General features: G+C 44.9%; 11 protein-coding genes. 8 read left to right on the top strand and 3 right to left on the bottom strand.

The window, feature by feature from the left end; all coding sequences use genetic code 11:
• The first annotated feature begins 9 nt into the window (after positions 1–9).
• Both AAA952_RS19050 and AAA952_RS19055 read left to right on the top strand, forming a co-directional pair.
• Positions 10–4,296: an EAL domain-containing protein gene (locus AAA952_RS19050; RefSeq protein WP_338258866.1), complete on the top strand. Its 4,287-nt coding sequence runs from the start codon at positions 10–12 to the stop codon at positions 4,294–4,296.
• 107 nt (positions 4,297–4,403) lie between these two features.
• Positions 4,404–4,679 carry a hypothetical protein gene (locus AAA952_RS19055; RefSeq protein WP_258547651.1) on the top strand — a complete coding sequence of 92 codons (276 nt, stop codon included), beginning with the start codon at positions 4,404–4,406 and terminating at the stop codon, positions 4,677–4,679.
• 310 nt (positions 4,680–4,989) lie between these two features.
• Here the strand turns inward: AAA952_RS19055 and AAA952_RS19060 are convergent, their stop codons facing one another.
• The 3 genes from AAA952_RS19060 to fadI form a co-directional block, all read right to left on the bottom strand.
• The gene (locus tag AAA952_RS19060) at positions 4,990–5,190 is read right to left on the bottom strand and encodes a hypothetical protein (RefSeq protein WP_263166705.1); all 201 of its coding nucleotides are present in this window, start codon (positions 5,188–5,190) and stop codon (positions 4,990–4,992) included.
• 379 nt (positions 5,191–5,569) lie between these two features.
• The gene (gene fadJ, locus AAA952_RS19065) at positions 5,570–7,690 is read right to left on the bottom strand and encodes a fatty acid oxidation complex subunit alpha FadJ (RefSeq protein ID WP_263206250.1); all 2,121 of its coding nucleotides are present in this window, start codon (positions 7,688–7,690) and stop codon (positions 5,570–5,572) included.
• 5 nt (positions 7,691–7,695) lie between these two features.
• A complete protein-coding gene (gene fadI / locus AAA952_RS19070) occupies positions 7,696–9,006 on the bottom strand; it encodes an acetyl-CoA C-acyltransferase FadI (protein WP_338258867.1) in 1,311 nt (436 codons plus the stop codon).
• A gap of 262 nt (positions 9,007–9,268) precedes the next feature.
• Here fadI and AAA952_RS19075 point away from each other — a divergent pair, with 262 nt between their 5' ends.
• Genes AAA952_RS19075 through AAA952_RS19100 form a run of 6 tightly spaced genes read left to right on the top strand, consistent with a single transcriptional unit; the run spans position 9,269 to position 16,629 of the window.
• On the top strand, positions 9,269–10,225 hold the full coding sequence (locus AAA952_RS19075; RefSeq protein WP_028761051.1) for an AAA family ATPase: 957 nt from the start codon (positions 9,269–9,271) through the stop codon (positions 10,223–10,225).
• Between the two features lie 24 nt (positions 10,226–10,249).
• Positions 10,250–11,203 carry a DUF58 domain-containing protein gene (locus AAA952_RS19080; RefSeq protein ID WP_338258868.1) on the top strand — a complete coding sequence of 318 codons (954 nt, stop codon included), beginning with the start codon at positions 10,250–10,252 and terminating at the stop codon, positions 11,201–11,203.
• Between the two features lie 2 nt (positions 11,204–11,205).
• Positions 11,206–11,850, top strand: coding sequence for a DUF4381 domain-containing protein (locus tag AAA952_RS19085; RefSeq protein WP_338258869.1), 645 nt, complete (start codon positions 11,206–11,208; stop codon positions 11,848–11,850).
• Positions 11,844–12,863, top strand: coding sequence for a vWA domain-containing protein (locus AAA952_RS19090; RefSeq protein WP_263254719.1), 1,020 nt, complete (start codon positions 11,844–11,846; stop codon positions 12,861–12,863). Before AAA952_RS19085 ends, AAA952_RS19090 begins: the two co-directional genes overlap by 7 nt.
• Entirely contained in the window at positions 12,863–14,914 is a 2,052-nt protein-coding gene (locus tag AAA952_RS19095) for a VWA domain-containing protein (protein WP_338258870.1), read from the top strand. The genes AAA952_RS19090 and AAA952_RS19095 overlap by 1 nt, the downstream gene beginning before the upstream one ends.
• On the top strand, positions 14,908–16,629 hold the full coding sequence (locus AAA952_RS19100) for a BatD family protein (RefSeq protein WP_338258871.1): 1,722 nt from the start codon (positions 14,908–14,910) through the stop codon (positions 16,627–16,629). Before AAA952_RS19095 ends, AAA952_RS19100 begins: the two co-directional genes overlap by 7 nt.
• The last annotated feature ends 38 nt before the right edge of the window (positions 16,630–16,667 follow it).

The following is a 16,667-nucleotide window of genomic DNA, read 5'->3' on the forward strand; positions in this document are numbered from 1 at the left end:
ACAAACACTATGCCTAAAGCACTCTTTAAAATCGTCTTGCTCGCTTTTTTTAGCTTGCATGCATTCGAAGACGTAAACGCATCTCCCTTTTCTGATAAATCTCCTATTATTCTCCAATCACAATCTTTTGGTGTCCCAGAAGGACTTTCCCAAAGCACTGTTACGTCTATCGTTACGGATAATGATGGCTACATTTGGATTGGCACGCTTAACGGACTAAATCGGTTCGACGGAAAAGAGTTTAAACACTTTTATGCTGATAATAGCGCTTCTGGTTTACCCAGCTCTTTTATTCGTAGCCTGCTAATCACTGAAGAAGGTGATCTACTAGTTGGTACTGACAAAGGACTTGCTATATATGATAGAAATGATGAATCACTTAAATTTATCGATGTGAAAAATGAATATTTGAATGGTGAGATATGGAGTTTATCCAACAATGACTTTACTAAAGAGATTTTAGTTGGAACCAATAAGGGCATACTTAGCCTCAACTTAAAAAATAAAGTTCTAAGCTCAGAGTACATAGAAAAAGAATATTTCGAAGTAAAGAAAAGTTTAAACATTGGTGATGAAATATTTATAAAAAGTTATGATGGAATACTTTACAGAATAAATGGCAGTAATAAAGTAAAAATTATTGATAACGTACTTGATATAGAAAAGGAAAATAAAACCCTATATATATCAACAGAAAATGGACTTTACATCTATAGCGATAAAAGGGTATTAAAATTATCAAACAGAAAATATACTTTATTAAGTCGATCCAACAGTGACATTTATGGAATAGATAAAAACAAAATATACTCGGTGAATAACGAGTCCTATCTGATTGGAAAAACGGTAGAGGAGAAAGAAAAAAGTAAGGAAACATATCTATTTTCAACGGCTGATTATCTCATTATAGGAATGAACAACCAAGGTTTTGAAATAATAAGAAAGTCAAACAATCTTGTTTTAAGTACAGATCTAATAAAGGATAATGTTTGGCACATTAGTAAAACATTTGATAGCAAAATATTAGTATCATCTGATGATAGTATTCTTCGATGTTACAACACAGATTTGAATTTAATAAAAACTTATCAAACCGACATTACCGGCTATAAAAACTCCGTAATGACAAAAAACGGAATTTACATTGGAAATGAGAAAGGTGTAATTTTCTTACATAACAATGGCGATATAAGTAACATAATAGAAGGTGAGCAGATAACAACTATTGACTTAATCAATGACAATGAAAATATTATAGTTGGAACCGCTTCAGGGAAAGCTTTAATCATAAAAGATAATCTAATTTCAAAAAAAATTACAACTAACAAAAAAGATCCAGTTTTTGAAATCCTTTACATTTCAGATGCTGATATTTATTTAGCAAGCCAAAATGGACTATATCATTACACTGATAGTGAAACTAATAAAATAGCAGACGAACTAACCTATAGCATTACAAAATTTAGAAATGAAATTATATTCGGCACTTCAACTGCAATTATGAAGTATAACCCAATCAGCAAAAAATCAAATAAACTTTTCTCCGACAACAAAGAAATTTACTCCATCTTAACTTTGGACAATTACATTTTTGCATCATCCCTGGGGCAAATGATTTTAATTGATGGTGATAGTAATTATATTTTCTCAACAAATAATGGAAGTCAATACGAGTATAATACTCGAAGTAGCGTTATCATTGATAATGAAAATATTTTTTTTGGGGGCATTGATGGTTTAAGCTTGATATCTAAAGATATAATTTTAGATCATATTAGAAACTCACAGCCACCAGAGACCTTCATCTCTGGATTACGTGTTTTCAATTCCATAATAGCTGGAGATGGTGAGTATTTCACAGGTTCAATAAGTAAATCAAAAAGTATACAACTAAAATACTCTGATTATCCATTCACCATAACATTTAACTCACCAACATCAGAACCCTATACTACATCTTATTACTATAAAATGGATGGTCTATCAAATGAATGGATAGCATCAAATAAAATAAACTCAGCAACCTATACGAACTTATCACCTGGTGAGTACATATTCAAAGTTTATGCAGTTGATTCATTAACGCAGAAGAATGGTCCAATAAAAGAATTAAAAGTTATAATTACACCACCTTGGTGGCTATCAACATTAGCAAAGTCAATCTATTTTATTATTATAGTAATAATATTTCTAGGGATTACAAAATCAATTTTAAGAAAACGAGAGGTTCAACGCCAAATAGCGCTCAGCGAAGAAAGATTAAAACTTTCCCTTTGGGGAAGTGGTGATGAAATGTGGGACTGGGACATTGAAACTGGCAACATTTTTCGCTCCAATATCTGGGGAGCTCTTGAATTTCCCCGTGATGGACATCGTTCAGGTAAATCGGATGAAGAGAGTAATATACATCCTATGGATCAAGAACGTGTTCGTGAAGCACTCAATAAGCATTTTTATGGTGAAACAGATCATTTTGAAGCTGCATATAGGGTAAAAGGCAAAGACAACAATTGGGTATGGATCTTAGACCGTGCCAAGATTGTAGAGCGTGATGACAAAGATAATGCCCTGCGAATGACTGGAACGATTAAAAATATTAGTCAATTTAAACAAAAGGAAGAACAGCTAAAACTCTTTGAAAAAGCGATTGAAAACATTTCGGAAGGCATGTTTATCCTCGACAACGAATACCGTTTTGTCGAAGTCAACGAAGCTTGCTGTAAAATTTCATTACGTAACCGAAATGACTTTATTGACAACTTACTCACATTTGATTTATACCCTGAAACCTTCTCCACCCAAATCAGAACCATGTTAAAACAGCAAGGTCGCTGGGCAAATGAAGTCGAAGCCGCCAGAGGAGATAACAGTCACTTCCATATGGAGCTCACTATCGATGCTATCTATGATGAGTTAGGCGAATTGTCACATTATGTTGGTGTTTTTTCTGACATATCAAGACGTAAGCAGCAAGAAGAAGAGCTTAGAAAACTAACCAATAACGATCTCTTAACTGGACTGCCAAATCGCTCCAACTTACAAGTGACCTTAAATAACCTAGTAAATCGAGAAATAGCTCATGCGCTTATGGTGCTTGATCTTGATAATTTTAAACGTATTAATGATTCCCTAGGCCATCAAATTGGGGATATATTATTAAAGCTCGTTGCTACCCGCATTAAGTCCTTACTTCCTAAAAATACCAGTATTTATCGTCTAGGCGGAGATGAATTCGCCATTGTATTAGACAAGGGTTCAGATATAAGCGCCAGTGCAGCAATAGCTAACCGTATTATTGAAGGGCTAAAACCTGCATTTAACGTTAGCAATGAACAGCTAGTCCTAGGATTAAGTATTGGTATAGTGCTGTTCCCAGAAGATGAGCAAAGCGAGCAAGCATTACTGAGAAAGGCTGACATTGCTATGTACCATGCTAAGTCTGCGGGAGGTAATTGCTACCAGTTTTATTCTGAGTCCTTGAACCAACATGCAATTAGGCAATTAGAAATAGAAAATCTTATACGTGAAGGCTTAAAAGATGATCTATTTGAAGTTTATTATCAACCTAAGGTTGATCTTAAAAGCGGTAAAATTGCAGGTATGGAGGCTTTAGTCAGATTAAATCATCCAGTACATGGTTTAATTCCCCCCAATGACTTTATTCCACTTGCTGAAGAAAACGGTTTGATTGTTGAAATTGGTGAAATTGTCTTACGTAAGGCCTGTTTCGCAGCGCAAAAATGGCGTGAACAAGGCATATTCAGCGGCAGAGTCGCCGTCAATTTATCGTCACGTCAATTTGCTCTGCCCGATATTCAACAACGAATAGAGTCAATTTTAAGACTCACTAAACTCCCTGCATGTCATCTTGAATTAGAAATAACTGAGGGCACCGTCATTAAACAGCCTGAAACGGCAATTATTGTCATGCAGCAATTGGCTAAAATGGGCGTCAGTTTAGCACTCGATGATTTCGGCACAGGGTACTCGTCCCTTTCATACTTAAAACGCTTTCCTATTCATACTTTAAAAATTGACAAAGCCTTTGTTGACGATATAGATAAATCTGATCGCGATCTCAAAATGGTCGATTCTATTATCACCATCGCCCATAACATGGGGCTTTCTGTTGTGGGTGAAGGCGTAGAACAAGCTGCACAATTGAACATTTTACGGGCACTTAACTGTGAAGAAATTCAAGGCTATATTTTTAGTAAGGCCATAAAAGAGACCGAATTTACTCTGCTACTTCAAGAAGACATAGTAAAGCCAAACACTAAGAGCAACATTACCTAATCATTTAACCCTCAATTTGATATCGACTTACAACATTGGCACAACAAGTGCATCAGCGCTATTAGTGTCAATAATAAATCAATATTAACTACCCTGAGAGAATTAGAATGATTAAAGGAATCCTAGTAACAGTTACTCTATTATCTTCAATTGGCTTTGTAGCAAATAGTCTTGCTCTTCAAGGTTCTCCATATGTGAAATTCAAACCCCTTGAAGTTGCGGGCTCTCCATATGTGAAATTCAAACCCCTTGAAGTTGCAGGCTCTCCATATGTGAAATTCAAACTCCTTGAAGTTGCAGGCTCTCCATATGTGAAATTTAAATACCTTGAAGTTGCGGGTTCTCCATATGTGAAATTCAAACAACTAAAACAAGTTGCATAACATTAATCAGGTTAAGGAGAGTGACTATGCTAAATTCAATCAAAAAAGCACTCGGTTTATCCAAGCCAGCGCGTAAAAAAGTTAAGTTGCCTGAAGGCTTGAATCACCTTGAAGTGATTTCTGCAAAAGGTTGGTGGAACTAATTTAAGTTCTGTAGCCATGATTCTAACTCATGTACAGTGATAGTTAATTAAGCTAGCGCAGCTTAGAAACAATAAAGGGAGCATTGGCTCCCTTTAGTTTTAAGTGAATATAAAAGTACTAACTAATAGTCATGTAGTCATGGATAAATACATAACAGATTGATAAATCAGCTATTTAATATCCATTCCTCACTACAACGGATTTTCCTCAAAGCTAAATGGCGGTGTGTCGTAAAGAGTGGATAAGCCAGAGGCCCGAGCACAAAACCCAGTAATGCCCAATACGTAACAGAAAGGTCTGCGGTAAATGCAGCCAAGCCGAAGTACCAAGCCGAGATTAATGCGATAAAGATAACCAGCAAAGCCACAAACCACCTCTTTAAAAACAACTAAATAAATCATAAATGTAGAGAAATTAATTCCTCATTAAAATGCGGATGCTACTAGCGTAGTCTTGGTGATTGATGCACATGTTAAATACGCCATTTTAACGCCAGAATAAAAGGTTCTCCGCATTATGCATAAACGAGCAATACTCATTCCTCGCTGCGCTCTCAGTACAGAACACGTAACACTGAACTCTCGATAAAGGGCTCGGATTATACAAAATCCACATCCCCAATGTGAACACTTTTTAGGCAAAAACATGCCTTGTGGCAATAAAAAAAGCGGCAACAAACTGCCGCTTTTTTGTTCAATTTTGATTAACTAAGACCTAGATTAACTATGACTTAGATTCACTGAAACTTAGAAAAAGTGCGCGTTTTCTTGAGCCATGGTTTTTAAGCGCTCACAAGGTTCGAATCTGTTACCGAATTGACTTTGATAACCTTCAAGGATCTTCACTAAGTTCGCAGCGCCTAAAGTGTCAATATAATGGAATGGGCCACCGAGGAATGGCGGAAAGCCAATACCGAAAATGGCGCCAATATCGCCATCTCTTGGCGATGCAATAATACCATCATCTAAACAACGCACCGCTTCATTGAGCATTTGTACGACACAACGCTCGGCAACCGCTTTTGCGTCTTTATTGGTGCCAGGCTTAATGCCTAACACGCCATAAACACTCTCATCGACAGCTTTAGCTTTCTTGCTCGATGCGCCGTATTGATAGAAACCTTTGCCATTTTTACGGCCTTTACGATCGTCACCTAAAAGCTTGTCAAATGCCGCTGGCGCTTTAAAACGTTCACCCAATTCTTTCTCGAGGATCGGTGAAATTTTTGCGCCCACGTCGATACCCACTTCGTCGAGCAAAGTAATCGGTCCCACAGGGAAGCCAAATTTCACTAAAGCTTTATCCAAATGCTCAACACTTTGGCCTTCAAGTAGTAATTGCGCGGCCTCATTCATATACAGAGCCAGAATACGGTTCACGTAGAAACCCGCACCATCCTGCACCACTATCGGTGTTTTACCTTGCTTACGGGCAAATGCGACCGTGGTCGCAATGGTTTCTGGTGACGTTTTAGCATGGGCAATCACTTCCACCAGCGGCATTTTTTCCACTGGCGAGAAATAATGCAGACCAATCACATTTTCAGGACGCGTCGCCGCCTCAGCGATTTGGCTAATTGGCAAAGATGAGGTGTTTGACGCAAAAATCGTGTGCTCACCACACTCACGCTCAATGTCTTTCACCATTTGATGCTTAAGCGCTAAGTCTTCAAATACCGCTTCCACAACGATGTCGGCATCTTTAACGCCTTTATACTCAGTGGTTGTCGTCATCAGCGCCATTAAGTTATCACGGGCAGCAGGCGTCATATGGCGGCGCTTTACCCCTTTATCCAACAACTTATAAGCGTAGGCTAATGCATTGCTTAAACCTTTTTCGCTGATGTCTTTGACGCGAACGGGGATTTTAGCCTTAGTGGTAGTCACAGAGGCAATGCCTCCGCCCATTAAACCGCCACCTAAGATCATCGCTTTCTTCACTTTACGCGGCGTAGCACCCTCAGCGCCGGTTTCTTTCTTCATTTCTGTGGTGGCGAAGAAAATACTGCGCAGCGCTTCAGATTCTTTTGATACCACTAATTCGGCAAAGTGACTCGCTTCGACTTCTAGCCCTTTTTGCATCCCCTTCGCAATCCCTTGACGCACGCAGTCAATAATTTTGGCTGGTGCTGGATAATTACCTTGGGTTTTCTTTTCGACTTGTTTAGTCGCTTGATCAAAAATAATGTTACGGCCAAAGCTCGTGCCTTCAAGTACTTGATTAACGAGTGACTTTTTAACAGGTTTCGGTGCACGTTTACCAGCAAGCGCCATCTCAACTGCGGTTTGCAGCAAAATGGTCTGCGGTACAACATCATTCACTAAGCCCATTTTCAAGGCTTGTTTAGGACGGATTTGTTTACCGGTCAACATCATGTCTAAGGCGGTGGTAATGCCGACTAAACGAGGCAAACGTTGAGTCCCACCGCCGCCAGGTAATAAGCCAAGTTGAACTTCCGGTACGCCGAGCATGGTTTTACCATCGTTGCTACATACCCTTTGATGGCAGGCTAAGGCTAACTCTAAACCACCACCTAAACAGGCACCGTGGATTGCCGCCACTACAGGAATTTTTAAGGCTTCTAACTCATTAAAAACCACATGCCCTTGCTGAGATAAGGCTTTGGCATCGGCCGCCGTTTTACAGGCATCGAGCATGGAAATATCAGCGCCCGCAACGAAAGAATCTTTTTTGCCAGAGATCAGCACGAGTCCACGAATATGAGGATCGCTTTTAATTTCAGCCAGGATCTCACTGATTTCAGGGCCAAACTGTGCTTTTAGGGTGTTCATGGTTTCGCCAGGAACATCCATAGTCAAAATGGCAATACCGTCGTCGCGGCGGGTTAAATTAAAGGTCTTTTCCATGCAAATTACTCCACTTCCACTATCATAGCCACGCCCAAACCACCGGCCGCACAGGCCGTCGTTAAGCCAGTTCCACCACCACGGCGCTTAAGCTCACGACACACTTGGGTGATTAAACGGGTTCCCGTTGCCGCAAAAGGATGACCATAAGCGAGCGAGCCACCGAGCACGTTAAACTTGCTCATGTCGATTTCGCCAATCGCGCGGTTGCGGCCGAGTTTTACTTCGGCAAATTTTTTCGAAGCAAACATCTGCATATTCGCTAATGTCTGTGCCGCAAAGGCTTCGTGCATTTCAATCAGGGTAAGATCTTCTAATTCCATTCCGGCACGTTTTAACGCCAGTGGCGTCGCGTAGGATGGCCCCATCAGCATATCTTGCCACACATCAATGGCGCTAAAGGCGTAACTCTTAATGTAACCAATAGGTTGATAACCTAAGGCTTTGGCTCGACCTTCACTCATCAGGATAATCGCTGAGGCACCGTCAGTCAGTGGCGTACTATTGGCCGCCGTCACAGTACCATGTTGTTTGTCGAATGCAGGACGCAACTTAGCATATGACTCCAATACTGAGTTTTCGCGGATATTGTTATCACGATCGATAAACTGCTTATACGGCGGTATATGCGCGACCATAACTTCGTCACGCAAATGGCCGGAAGCCCAAGTTTCACTCGCTAAGGTATGTGAGCGATGTGCTAAGGCATCTTGATCGGCGCGACTAATATTGTAGGTTTTTGCCATCTGCTCGGCGGTTTGTCCCATAGACAAGCCCGTTGAGTACTCTGCCACCGCAGGCGGCACAGGTAATAAATCCTTTATGCCTAAACGGCGGAAAATTTGTAATTTTTGCCCAAAGCTACGGGCTTTATTCAGATCGACTAACGCATGGGCTAATTTTTTCGACACGCCGATAGGCAAGACAGATGAAGAGTCGGCGCCGCCCGCAATACCGATTTCGATATTGCCCGTCATGATAGATTCGGCCACGTTTACGGCAGATTGAAAGCTAGTCGCACAGGCGCGAGTGACACTATAGGCATCGGTCGACACATTCATGCCAGTACCGAGTACGATTTCACGGGCGATGTTAGGTGCAGCGGGCATTTGCACCACTTGTCCATAGACCAGCTGCTCAATCAGTTTAGGGTCAAGTTCAGAGCGCGCCAATAATTCATTGACCACCATTTTGCCCATATCAAGCGCCGATACACCGTGGAATGCCGTAGCTTGCTTTGCAAATGGCGTTCTTAAACCCGCTACTATGGCGATACGCTCGCCCTTGGCGTTCGTAACCTGTTGTCTATCACTCATTTGTCACCCTCTTTATGTGCGCAATCGCTGAGAGATTTCAGGCGGCGCTATCGATTTCCGTGTTTGACCTATTGTTTTACGGCGAAAAACGCCCAATAACAGGTCTGACCATTAAAGTGTGATCTGATTCTAACTTCTTGTCAGCAAGTTTTAAACACCTGTTTGTTTTTTTAACACTAGCCAAACCCTAAGGGAATTCTTTACCATAGTTGTTGTCTATAGCCCACACACGTATTTTCAACATAATAAAACGAGTAGCATCATGCCTTTGAGTCGCTTCCACGCATTACGCACTTACCTAAATAAGGTTGTTTTAGGGCAGCCAGTATTGACCGAAAATCTGCTCATTGCCTTAATTGCCAATGGCCACTTATTAGTTGAAGGACCACCGGGGCTGGCAAAGACCCGTGCAGTGAAAGCCTTATGTGACGGGGTTGAGGGCGATTTTCACCGCATTCAATTTACCCCAGATCTGCTACCCGCCGACTTAACCGGCACAGATATTTATCGCTCGCAAACTGGCACCTTCGAATTTGAAGCCGGACCGATTTTCCACAATTTAATCTTGGCGGACGAAATTAACCGCGCCCCAGCCAAAGTTCAGTCAGCCTTATTAGAAGCCATGGCCGAAGGTCAAGTTACCGTTGGTAAGCACAGCTATAAGCTACCACCGCTGTTTTTAGTGATGGCCACCCAAAATCCATTAGAGAACGAAGGCACGTATCCGCTGCCCGAAGCACAGCTTGACCGTTTTCTGATGCACTTAAACCTTGATTACCCGAGCGGCGAGACTGAAATCGAAATTCTGCGTCAATCCCGCAAAGAAGCGCTGACCCACGAATTGCCAACCACTGAGCCGATTGCACAAGCAGATGTGTTTGCCGCCCGTGACGAAGCCATGGAAATCTATCTTGCCGAGCCGCTCGAAAAGTACATAGTCGAAATCGTGATGGCGACCCGTGAGCCTTTACGTTACAGCGAAGACTTAGCTAAGTGGCTTGAGTACGGCGTCAGCCCGCGCGCAACTATTTCATTAGAACGCTGTGCCCGCGCCCGCGCTTGGCTGCACGAGCGGGACTTTGTTTCACCGGAAGACATTCAAGCTGTTGCGCCAAATGTATTACGCCATAGACTCCTACTTAGCTACCAAGCACAGGCCGAAGGTGTCAGCCGCGATCACGTGATCAACCACATCTTAAGTCAAGTTGCAGTACCTTAACGGTGAAGATAAAGGTGAAATAAGATGAGTGACACAGCGCGACTCTCAGCCTCGGTCGATGGCTTGCCGCTTTTTGCCGATGGCTTGCATTTAACCGAGCAAGAGCTGCTGGCGTGCCAAAATATCGCCCGAGCTATGCCTGAGCGTTATAGCCGTGCCCGCGCTAATTTAGCGGGCCATCGCAGCAGCTTAATCAAAGGCCGCGGTATGGAGTTTGCCGAGGTGCGCCACTACCAACAGGGCGACGATGTGCGCACCATTGATTGGCGCGTTACCGCTCGTACAGGCACAACTCACACTAAGTTATTTGTCGAAGAACGTGAGCGCCCTATTTTATTGTTAATCGACTTGAGCCAAAGCCTCTATTTTGGTTCGAGTTTATTGCTGCAATCAGTGCAAGCAGGACACCTTGCGACCACCTTAGGTTGGAATGCAATTAACCATGGCGATCGGCTCGGCGCCTTGATCGCCTGCGAGTCTGAGCATTTAGAGCTCAAACCCCGCAGCCGTCGTCAAGGCATATTGCAATTGATCTCAGGCCTGCGCCGTGTGCACGAAAATCAGCTCAATCATGTTGGCAGTGGCCAGCGCGATCCTGACCATATCCTGCGTGCCTGTCAGCGATTACAACGTATCGCCAAACCCGGCTCCTTAGTTTGGATCGTGACAGATGGCAGCCATTTTAGTCCCCAATGTATCGCGCCTCTCACCGAGCTTAAGCGTCATTGCGATGTGGGTGCCTATCTTATTACCGATCCTCTGCGTCAAGGCACACTGCCGTTACCGCACAACTTTAATTTGCCGGTACGGGATGGGGATGAGGACTTAGTGCTTACCCGCCACAGTTATCAGGCTTGGCTCGACATTCAGTTGCGTCAGCAAAACGATTTTATCGCCATGATGCAGCAACTGCGCGTTCGCACCCAGCTCATAGATGCGAGTGCTCCCCTAGCCCATCAATTGGAATTATTGCGTTAACTATGGATCCAGCAACAGTGAATTCAGAAATAGCAAATCCACAGGCAACAGTACCTATGCCTTCTACGGCGCCAAACCCGGCTCTTGCACAACTGCAGGATATTATTCATCCCGAACCGATCGGCGCTTGGCCTTGGGCAATCGGTTATTGGCTGGTTTTAGCACTTGTGATTGCCCTCATCACACTCTTAGTTATCTGGCTAAGAAAACGCGCCCGTGACTTAGCGCCAAAAAAAGCCGCTAAACAGTTACTCAATCAGCTCGATAGACAAGCGACTTCCTATGCCTCTGACGTCAACAGCCTATTAAAGCGCACCGCCATGACTTACCTCAGCAGAGAAGCAATAGCCTCCTTAGATGGCGAAGCTTGGGCGGCTTGGTTAGACAGCTATTTACCCGAGCATAAACGCCAACATATCGGCCCTTTGCTAGCCAAACGCCATCAGGCAACGCCATTGACCTTAGCTGAAGCCAATGAATTGCATCAACTCGCACAGGCTTGGTTGGCATCGAAAGCAACACTGAGTGCGCCTGAGTCGAATCTTGTTCAAGCGAAGGGCTACGTTCAAGCGAGTGGCGACGCTCAAGCTAAAAGCCAAGCGCCAATCCAGCCAGCTGACACCAAACAACCGGAGGCACAATGTTAACAATTGCATGGCCTTGGCTATTGATATTACTGCCTCTGCCTTTGATTTTTTGGCGCCAACAAACCGTACAAGTGGATGGTGGCCGGCTGCAATTACCCGGAATAAGCCAAACGGGTAAACAAAGCTTAGCGGCCAACACACGCCAGAGTCGCAAACGCTACTGGCTGATGTGGTGCCTATTAGTGCTCGCTATTGCTCGTCCTCAATGGCTTGGTGAACCTATCGAACTGCCAAGCCAAGGCCGCGATCTGATGATGGCGGTGGATTTATCCGGCAGTATGCAGATTGAAGACATGGTGGTGAATGGCAAAACCGTCGACCGTTTTACCTTGATCCAACACGTGGTCAGTGACTTTATCGAGCGCCGCAAGGGTGACCGTATCGGTTTAATTCTCTTTGCTGATCACGCCTATTTGCAGGCGCCGCTCACCCAAGACAGACGTTCAGTCGCGCAATTTTTAAAAGAAGCACAAATTGGCTTAGTCGGTAAGCAAACCGCCATAGGTGAAGCTATCGCTCTAGCGGTAAAACGCTTCGATAAAATGGACGAGAGTAATAGAGTATTGATTTTATTGACCGACGGCTCTAACAACGCTGGCAATATCGAACCAGAGCAAGCAGCGCAAATTGCCGCTAATCGTAAAGTTACTATTTATACGGTTGGTGTGGGCGCAGATGTAATGGAGCGCCGCACACTCTTTGGCCGCGAGCGGGTTAATCCTTCGATGGATCTGGATGAAAACCAACTTAAGCATATCGCCGACGTCACCCACGGCCGTTATTTTCGCGCCCGTAACAGCCAAGAGCTAGACCAGATTTACCAAGAAATCGATAAACTCGAACCTGTGAGTCGCGATCAATTAAGCTATCGTCCGCAGGCAGATCTGTTCTACTGGCCGCTGGCACTAGCATTACTGACGAGCCTGTGGATTGCCTTAGGTCAATTGCCACTGTTTGCAGCGCGCCGCGTTAAACCCTCTGTCGCAACCACTTCACAGGGGAACATCAAATAATGAGCCTACATTTTATTCGTCCCGAATGGCTACTCGCACTAGTACCGCTAGCCTTAGCCTTGTTGAGTTTATGGCGGCAACACGAGAGCCACAGCGCTTGGAATCGTTATATTGCGCCGCACTTAGCCAAGATATTGGTCTCCCAAGGTAATAAGAAATCCCGCCGTCCGTTGCATTTATTAGCCTTCACTTGGTTGATTGCGACATTGGCACTCGCCGGACCTGCCGTGAATAAACAATCCTTACCTGTGTTTGCCGCAGAGCAAGGCCGCGTACTGGTGATGGACATGTCCGTATCTATGTTCGCCACCGATCTTGCGCCGAATCGGTTAACCCAAGCTAAATTTAGGGCTACGGATCTCCTGCGTAATCTTAAAGAAGGTGAAACAGGTTTAGTCGCCTTTGCCGGCGATGCCTTTACGATCAGCCCGTTAACGCGCGATACCGGCACGCTACTCAATTTATTGCCGACCTTGAGCCCTGAGATCATGCCCGTTCGTGGCTCAAACTTAGCGGCAGGTTTAACCCAAGCTAAAACGCTACTGGCTCAGGGTGGGCATATTCGCGGTGATATTATCGTGATGACAGATGGCATAACTGCTGCCCAATTTGATGACGCTAACTCGACATTAAGTGGCACGCAATATCGTCTTGCGGTCGTCGCTTTTGGGACTAGCCAAGGCGCGCCAATTCGTCTACCCGATGGACAATTGCAGCGCGACAGCAGCAACGAGGTCGTTGTGGCCAGCACTGACTTTGGCCTGCTGCAAAAACTGGCAGCGGATAACAAAGGCGTGTTAATCCAAAATCGCACCGACGGCAATGATCTGGCCCAATTGCAACATTGGTTAAGTGATACGGGCGATGCCAAAGCCACAGATCTTGACGGTGAAACCTGGCAGGATCTCGGCCCTTATCTCGCCCTGCTATTACTGCTGCCCGCCCTTTTCAGCTTTAGGCAAGGAATCGTGGCAAGCGTTGGATTTGCCACTCTTGCTAGCAACTTACTGCTCGCGGCTGTGCCTCAGCCAGCCCATGCCAGTGTGTGGGACAATGCCTGGGACAATGTGTGGAAAACCACAGATCAACAAGCGATGCAGGCCTATCAATCCCAAGATTACGCAAACGCCGCTAAGCAGTTTGAGTCGCCCCAATGGCGTGGCAGCGCCCAATACAAAGCCGGTGATTTTGCGCAAGCACTGAAAACCTTCGAGCAAGATAGCTCAGCCCAAGGCCTCTACAATCAAGGCAATGCGTTGATGCAGCTCGGTAAACCCGATAAGGCCAAGGAGCGCTATCAAGCCGCACTTGAGAAACAAGCTGATTTCCCTGCGGCCAAGGCCAACCTTGAACTAGCTGAAAAGTTATTGCAAGAACAGCAACAACAGCAAGGTAAAAACGAGCAACAGGATAAGAACCAAGATCAACAAGGCGATCAACAGTCCGGTGATCCCCAATCAGGTGATCAACAGTCTGGTGACCAAAAGTCGCAGGATAAACAGCAATCTGACCAAGATAGCGCTCAGAAAGATAAGCAAGATCAAGCAGGGCAAGAGTCTCAGGATCAACAGGACGATGCCAATTCTGAGCAAAGCCCTGAGCAGCAAAAAACGAATGAGCAACAGTCTGAGCAAGATAAGCAAAATGGCAATGCTCAGGACAAGCAGAATGAAGCTCAGCAAGATCCCGCTGAAGATAAAGCGCAACAGGATCAACAAGCTCAGCAGGAAAATGAGCCGGTAGATAATGAAGCTAAGATGCAAGCGCAGGCTAAAGCCGATGCTGAAGAGCAAAAGTCAGCAGAACAAGAAAAGCAAAGCGTTGCCGCCAAAGAAGCTCCTGAGCAAAATGCGCAAGATAAACAAGAGGCTGCTATGAGTGAATCGGTCGAGGCACCGCCAACCAATAGCGAGCCACTGCCCGCAGAAATGCAACGAGCACTGAGGGGCGTGAGTGAAGACCCGCAAGTGTTACTGCGCAACAAGATGCAGTTGGAATATCAAAAACGCCGTCAAAATGGCCAAATATCAAAGGATAACGAACAGTGGTGACGAGACAATTTTTTATCCTGCTACTCCTTGCCATCGGAGTGGCTCATCCCGCCTTTGCACTTAGCAAAATTGAGGCCTCGGTCGATCGCAACCCTGTGATGGAGGGCGAATACTTTGTGCTCAACATCAGTGTCGATGACGAAGTCGATACCGGTAAGCTAGACACATCCGCCCTACTGAAAGATTTTATTGTCGGCCGTACTAGCGTGAGTCGCAGCACGCAAATCATGAACTTCGATGCAGTCAAAGAAACCCGCTGGCAAGTGCTGCTCGCGCCAAAACAACAAGGTCAGTTAACCATTCCGGCCTTTAGTATTGACGGCGTCAGCTCATCGCCTATTCCTCTCAAAGTGGTCGAAACCGGTAGCCAGCCCGCGCAAATGAACAATCTGTTCATTGACGCCAAAGTCTCGACCGACGAAGCCTATGTTGGGCAGCTCATTACCTACAAGGTGAAACTCTATCTGGCGGTAGAATTACAAAGGGGCGTATTGAGTGCACCAGTAATCGAAGGCGCACAGATCAAACAAATCGGTGAAGATAGGGATGGTTCAGAGATAGTCGATGGCCGACGTTACCGCGTGATTGAACGCACCTATGGCATCATTCCCGATTTGCCCGGCCAAGTGAATATCAAAGGTGCAACCTTTGCTGGCGATGTGTTGGTAGAAGCCCAACGCCGCGGCGGTATGTTTGGCTTTAATGAAAGCCGCCCAATGCAAGCAGGCGCGCCCTCACTGACAGTTCAAGTGAATCCCGCACCAACAAGTTTCCAAGGCCAATGGCTAGTTGCCGATTTAGTGGCGCTAAAAGAAAACTTCCCTGAAGATATTAAAAAGTTTACCGTCGGTAGCCCTATCACCCGCACTATTACGCTGTTGGCTTCCAATGCCGATGAAAATAGTCTGCCTGATATAGTGCAAACTCTGCCCAATGAGCTTAAGTCATACCCAGAAAAACCCCAGCGGCAGACCTTTGTGCGCGATGCACAAATTGTTTCGCAGTACAGTATTACTTCGGCAATCGTTCCCAGCAAAGCGGGGACTTTCACCCTGCCCGAAGTCAAAGTGCCTTGGTGGAATCCGCGCCTTAAACGTCAAGAAACTGCAACGCTGCCCGCACGTACCATCATCGTTGAAGGTGGTGCTGTAAGTGATACGCCAGCTCAACCAACATGGGAAACCAACTCCGCGGCCGATAAGGGCTGGTCTTGGCTAACCACGGTTTTTGCTACGCTATGGCTGGTCACTCTAGTCGCTTGGATTATCACCTTAGTCGCTTGGCGCCGCGCCTTAAAAAATCAAACGGCCGCCCTAATTGCAGTAAACTCTTCAATCAGTTCAGCACAATCAGTGACTGCCTCCGGCTTGAAAGGATTAGAGCAAGCCTGCGCCAGTGGCGATGTGAGCCGAATTATGTTGCAATTGCAGCGATATTTCAGTGAGTTACAGCAAACGCCTATGACATTAGATAAGATTGCTGAACAGTCACCACAACTGGCAGCAGCGATACAGCAACTGCAAATCAAAGCCTACAGTGCGAAGGCCGATAAGAGCCACCATACTGACAGTGCTAATACGAGCAGTGCGAATTCTAACAATACAAATAGCCACTTAAGCGCCGAATGTACCGCCTTACTTAACGCGGTTAAGGCCTGTGAGCAAAAACATTCAAACCCAAAATCAGCGCCATTAAGCCCACTGAATCCTAAATAAATGATGGTGTTAATGACAAAGAAGCGAGTGCTACCATG

This window comes from Shewanella sp. M-Br (genome assembly GCF_036245925.1).
In the GTDB taxonomy this organism is placed as follows: Bacteria; Pseudomonadota; Gammaproteobacteria; order Enterobacterales; family Shewanellaceae; genus Shewanella; species Shewanella oncorhynchi.

Excerpts from the sequence above, each read along its gene's own strand:
- AAA952_RS19050 (WP_338258866.1), top strand. The coding sequence starts at position 10 with ATGCCTAAAGCACTCTTTAAAATCGTCTTGCTCGCTTTTTTTAGCTTG.
- AAA952_RS19055 (WP_258547651.1), top strand. The coding sequence starts at position 4,404 with ATGATTAAAGGAATCCTAGTAACAGTTACTCTATTATCTTCAATTGGC.
- fadJ (WP_263206250.1), bottom strand. The coding sequence starts at position 7,690 with ATGGAAAAGACCTTTAATTTAACCCGCCGCGACGACGGTATTGCCATT.
- fadI (WP_338258867.1), bottom strand. The coding sequence starts at position 9,006 with ATGAGTGATAGACAACAGGTTACGAACGCCAAGGGCGAGCGTATCGCC.
- AAA952_RS19075 (WP_028761051.1), top strand. The coding sequence starts at position 9,269 with ATGCCTTTGAGTCGCTTCCACGCATTACGCACTTACCTAAATAAGGTT.
- AAA952_RS19080 (WP_338258868.1), top strand. The coding sequence starts at position 10,250 with ATGAGTGACACAGCGCGACTCTCAGCCTCGGTCGATGGCTTGCCGCTT.
- AAA952_RS19085 (WP_338258869.1), top strand. The coding sequence starts at position 11,206 with ATGGATCCAGCAACAGTGAATTCAGAAATAGCAAATCCACAGGCAACA.
- AAA952_RS19090 (WP_263254719.1), top strand. The coding sequence starts at position 11,844 with ATGTTAACAATTGCATGGCCTTGGCTATTGATATTACTGCCTCTGCCT.
- AAA952_RS19095 (WP_338258870.1), top strand. The coding sequence starts at position 12,863 with ATGAGCCTACATTTTATTCGTCCCGAATGGCTACTCGCACTAGTACCG.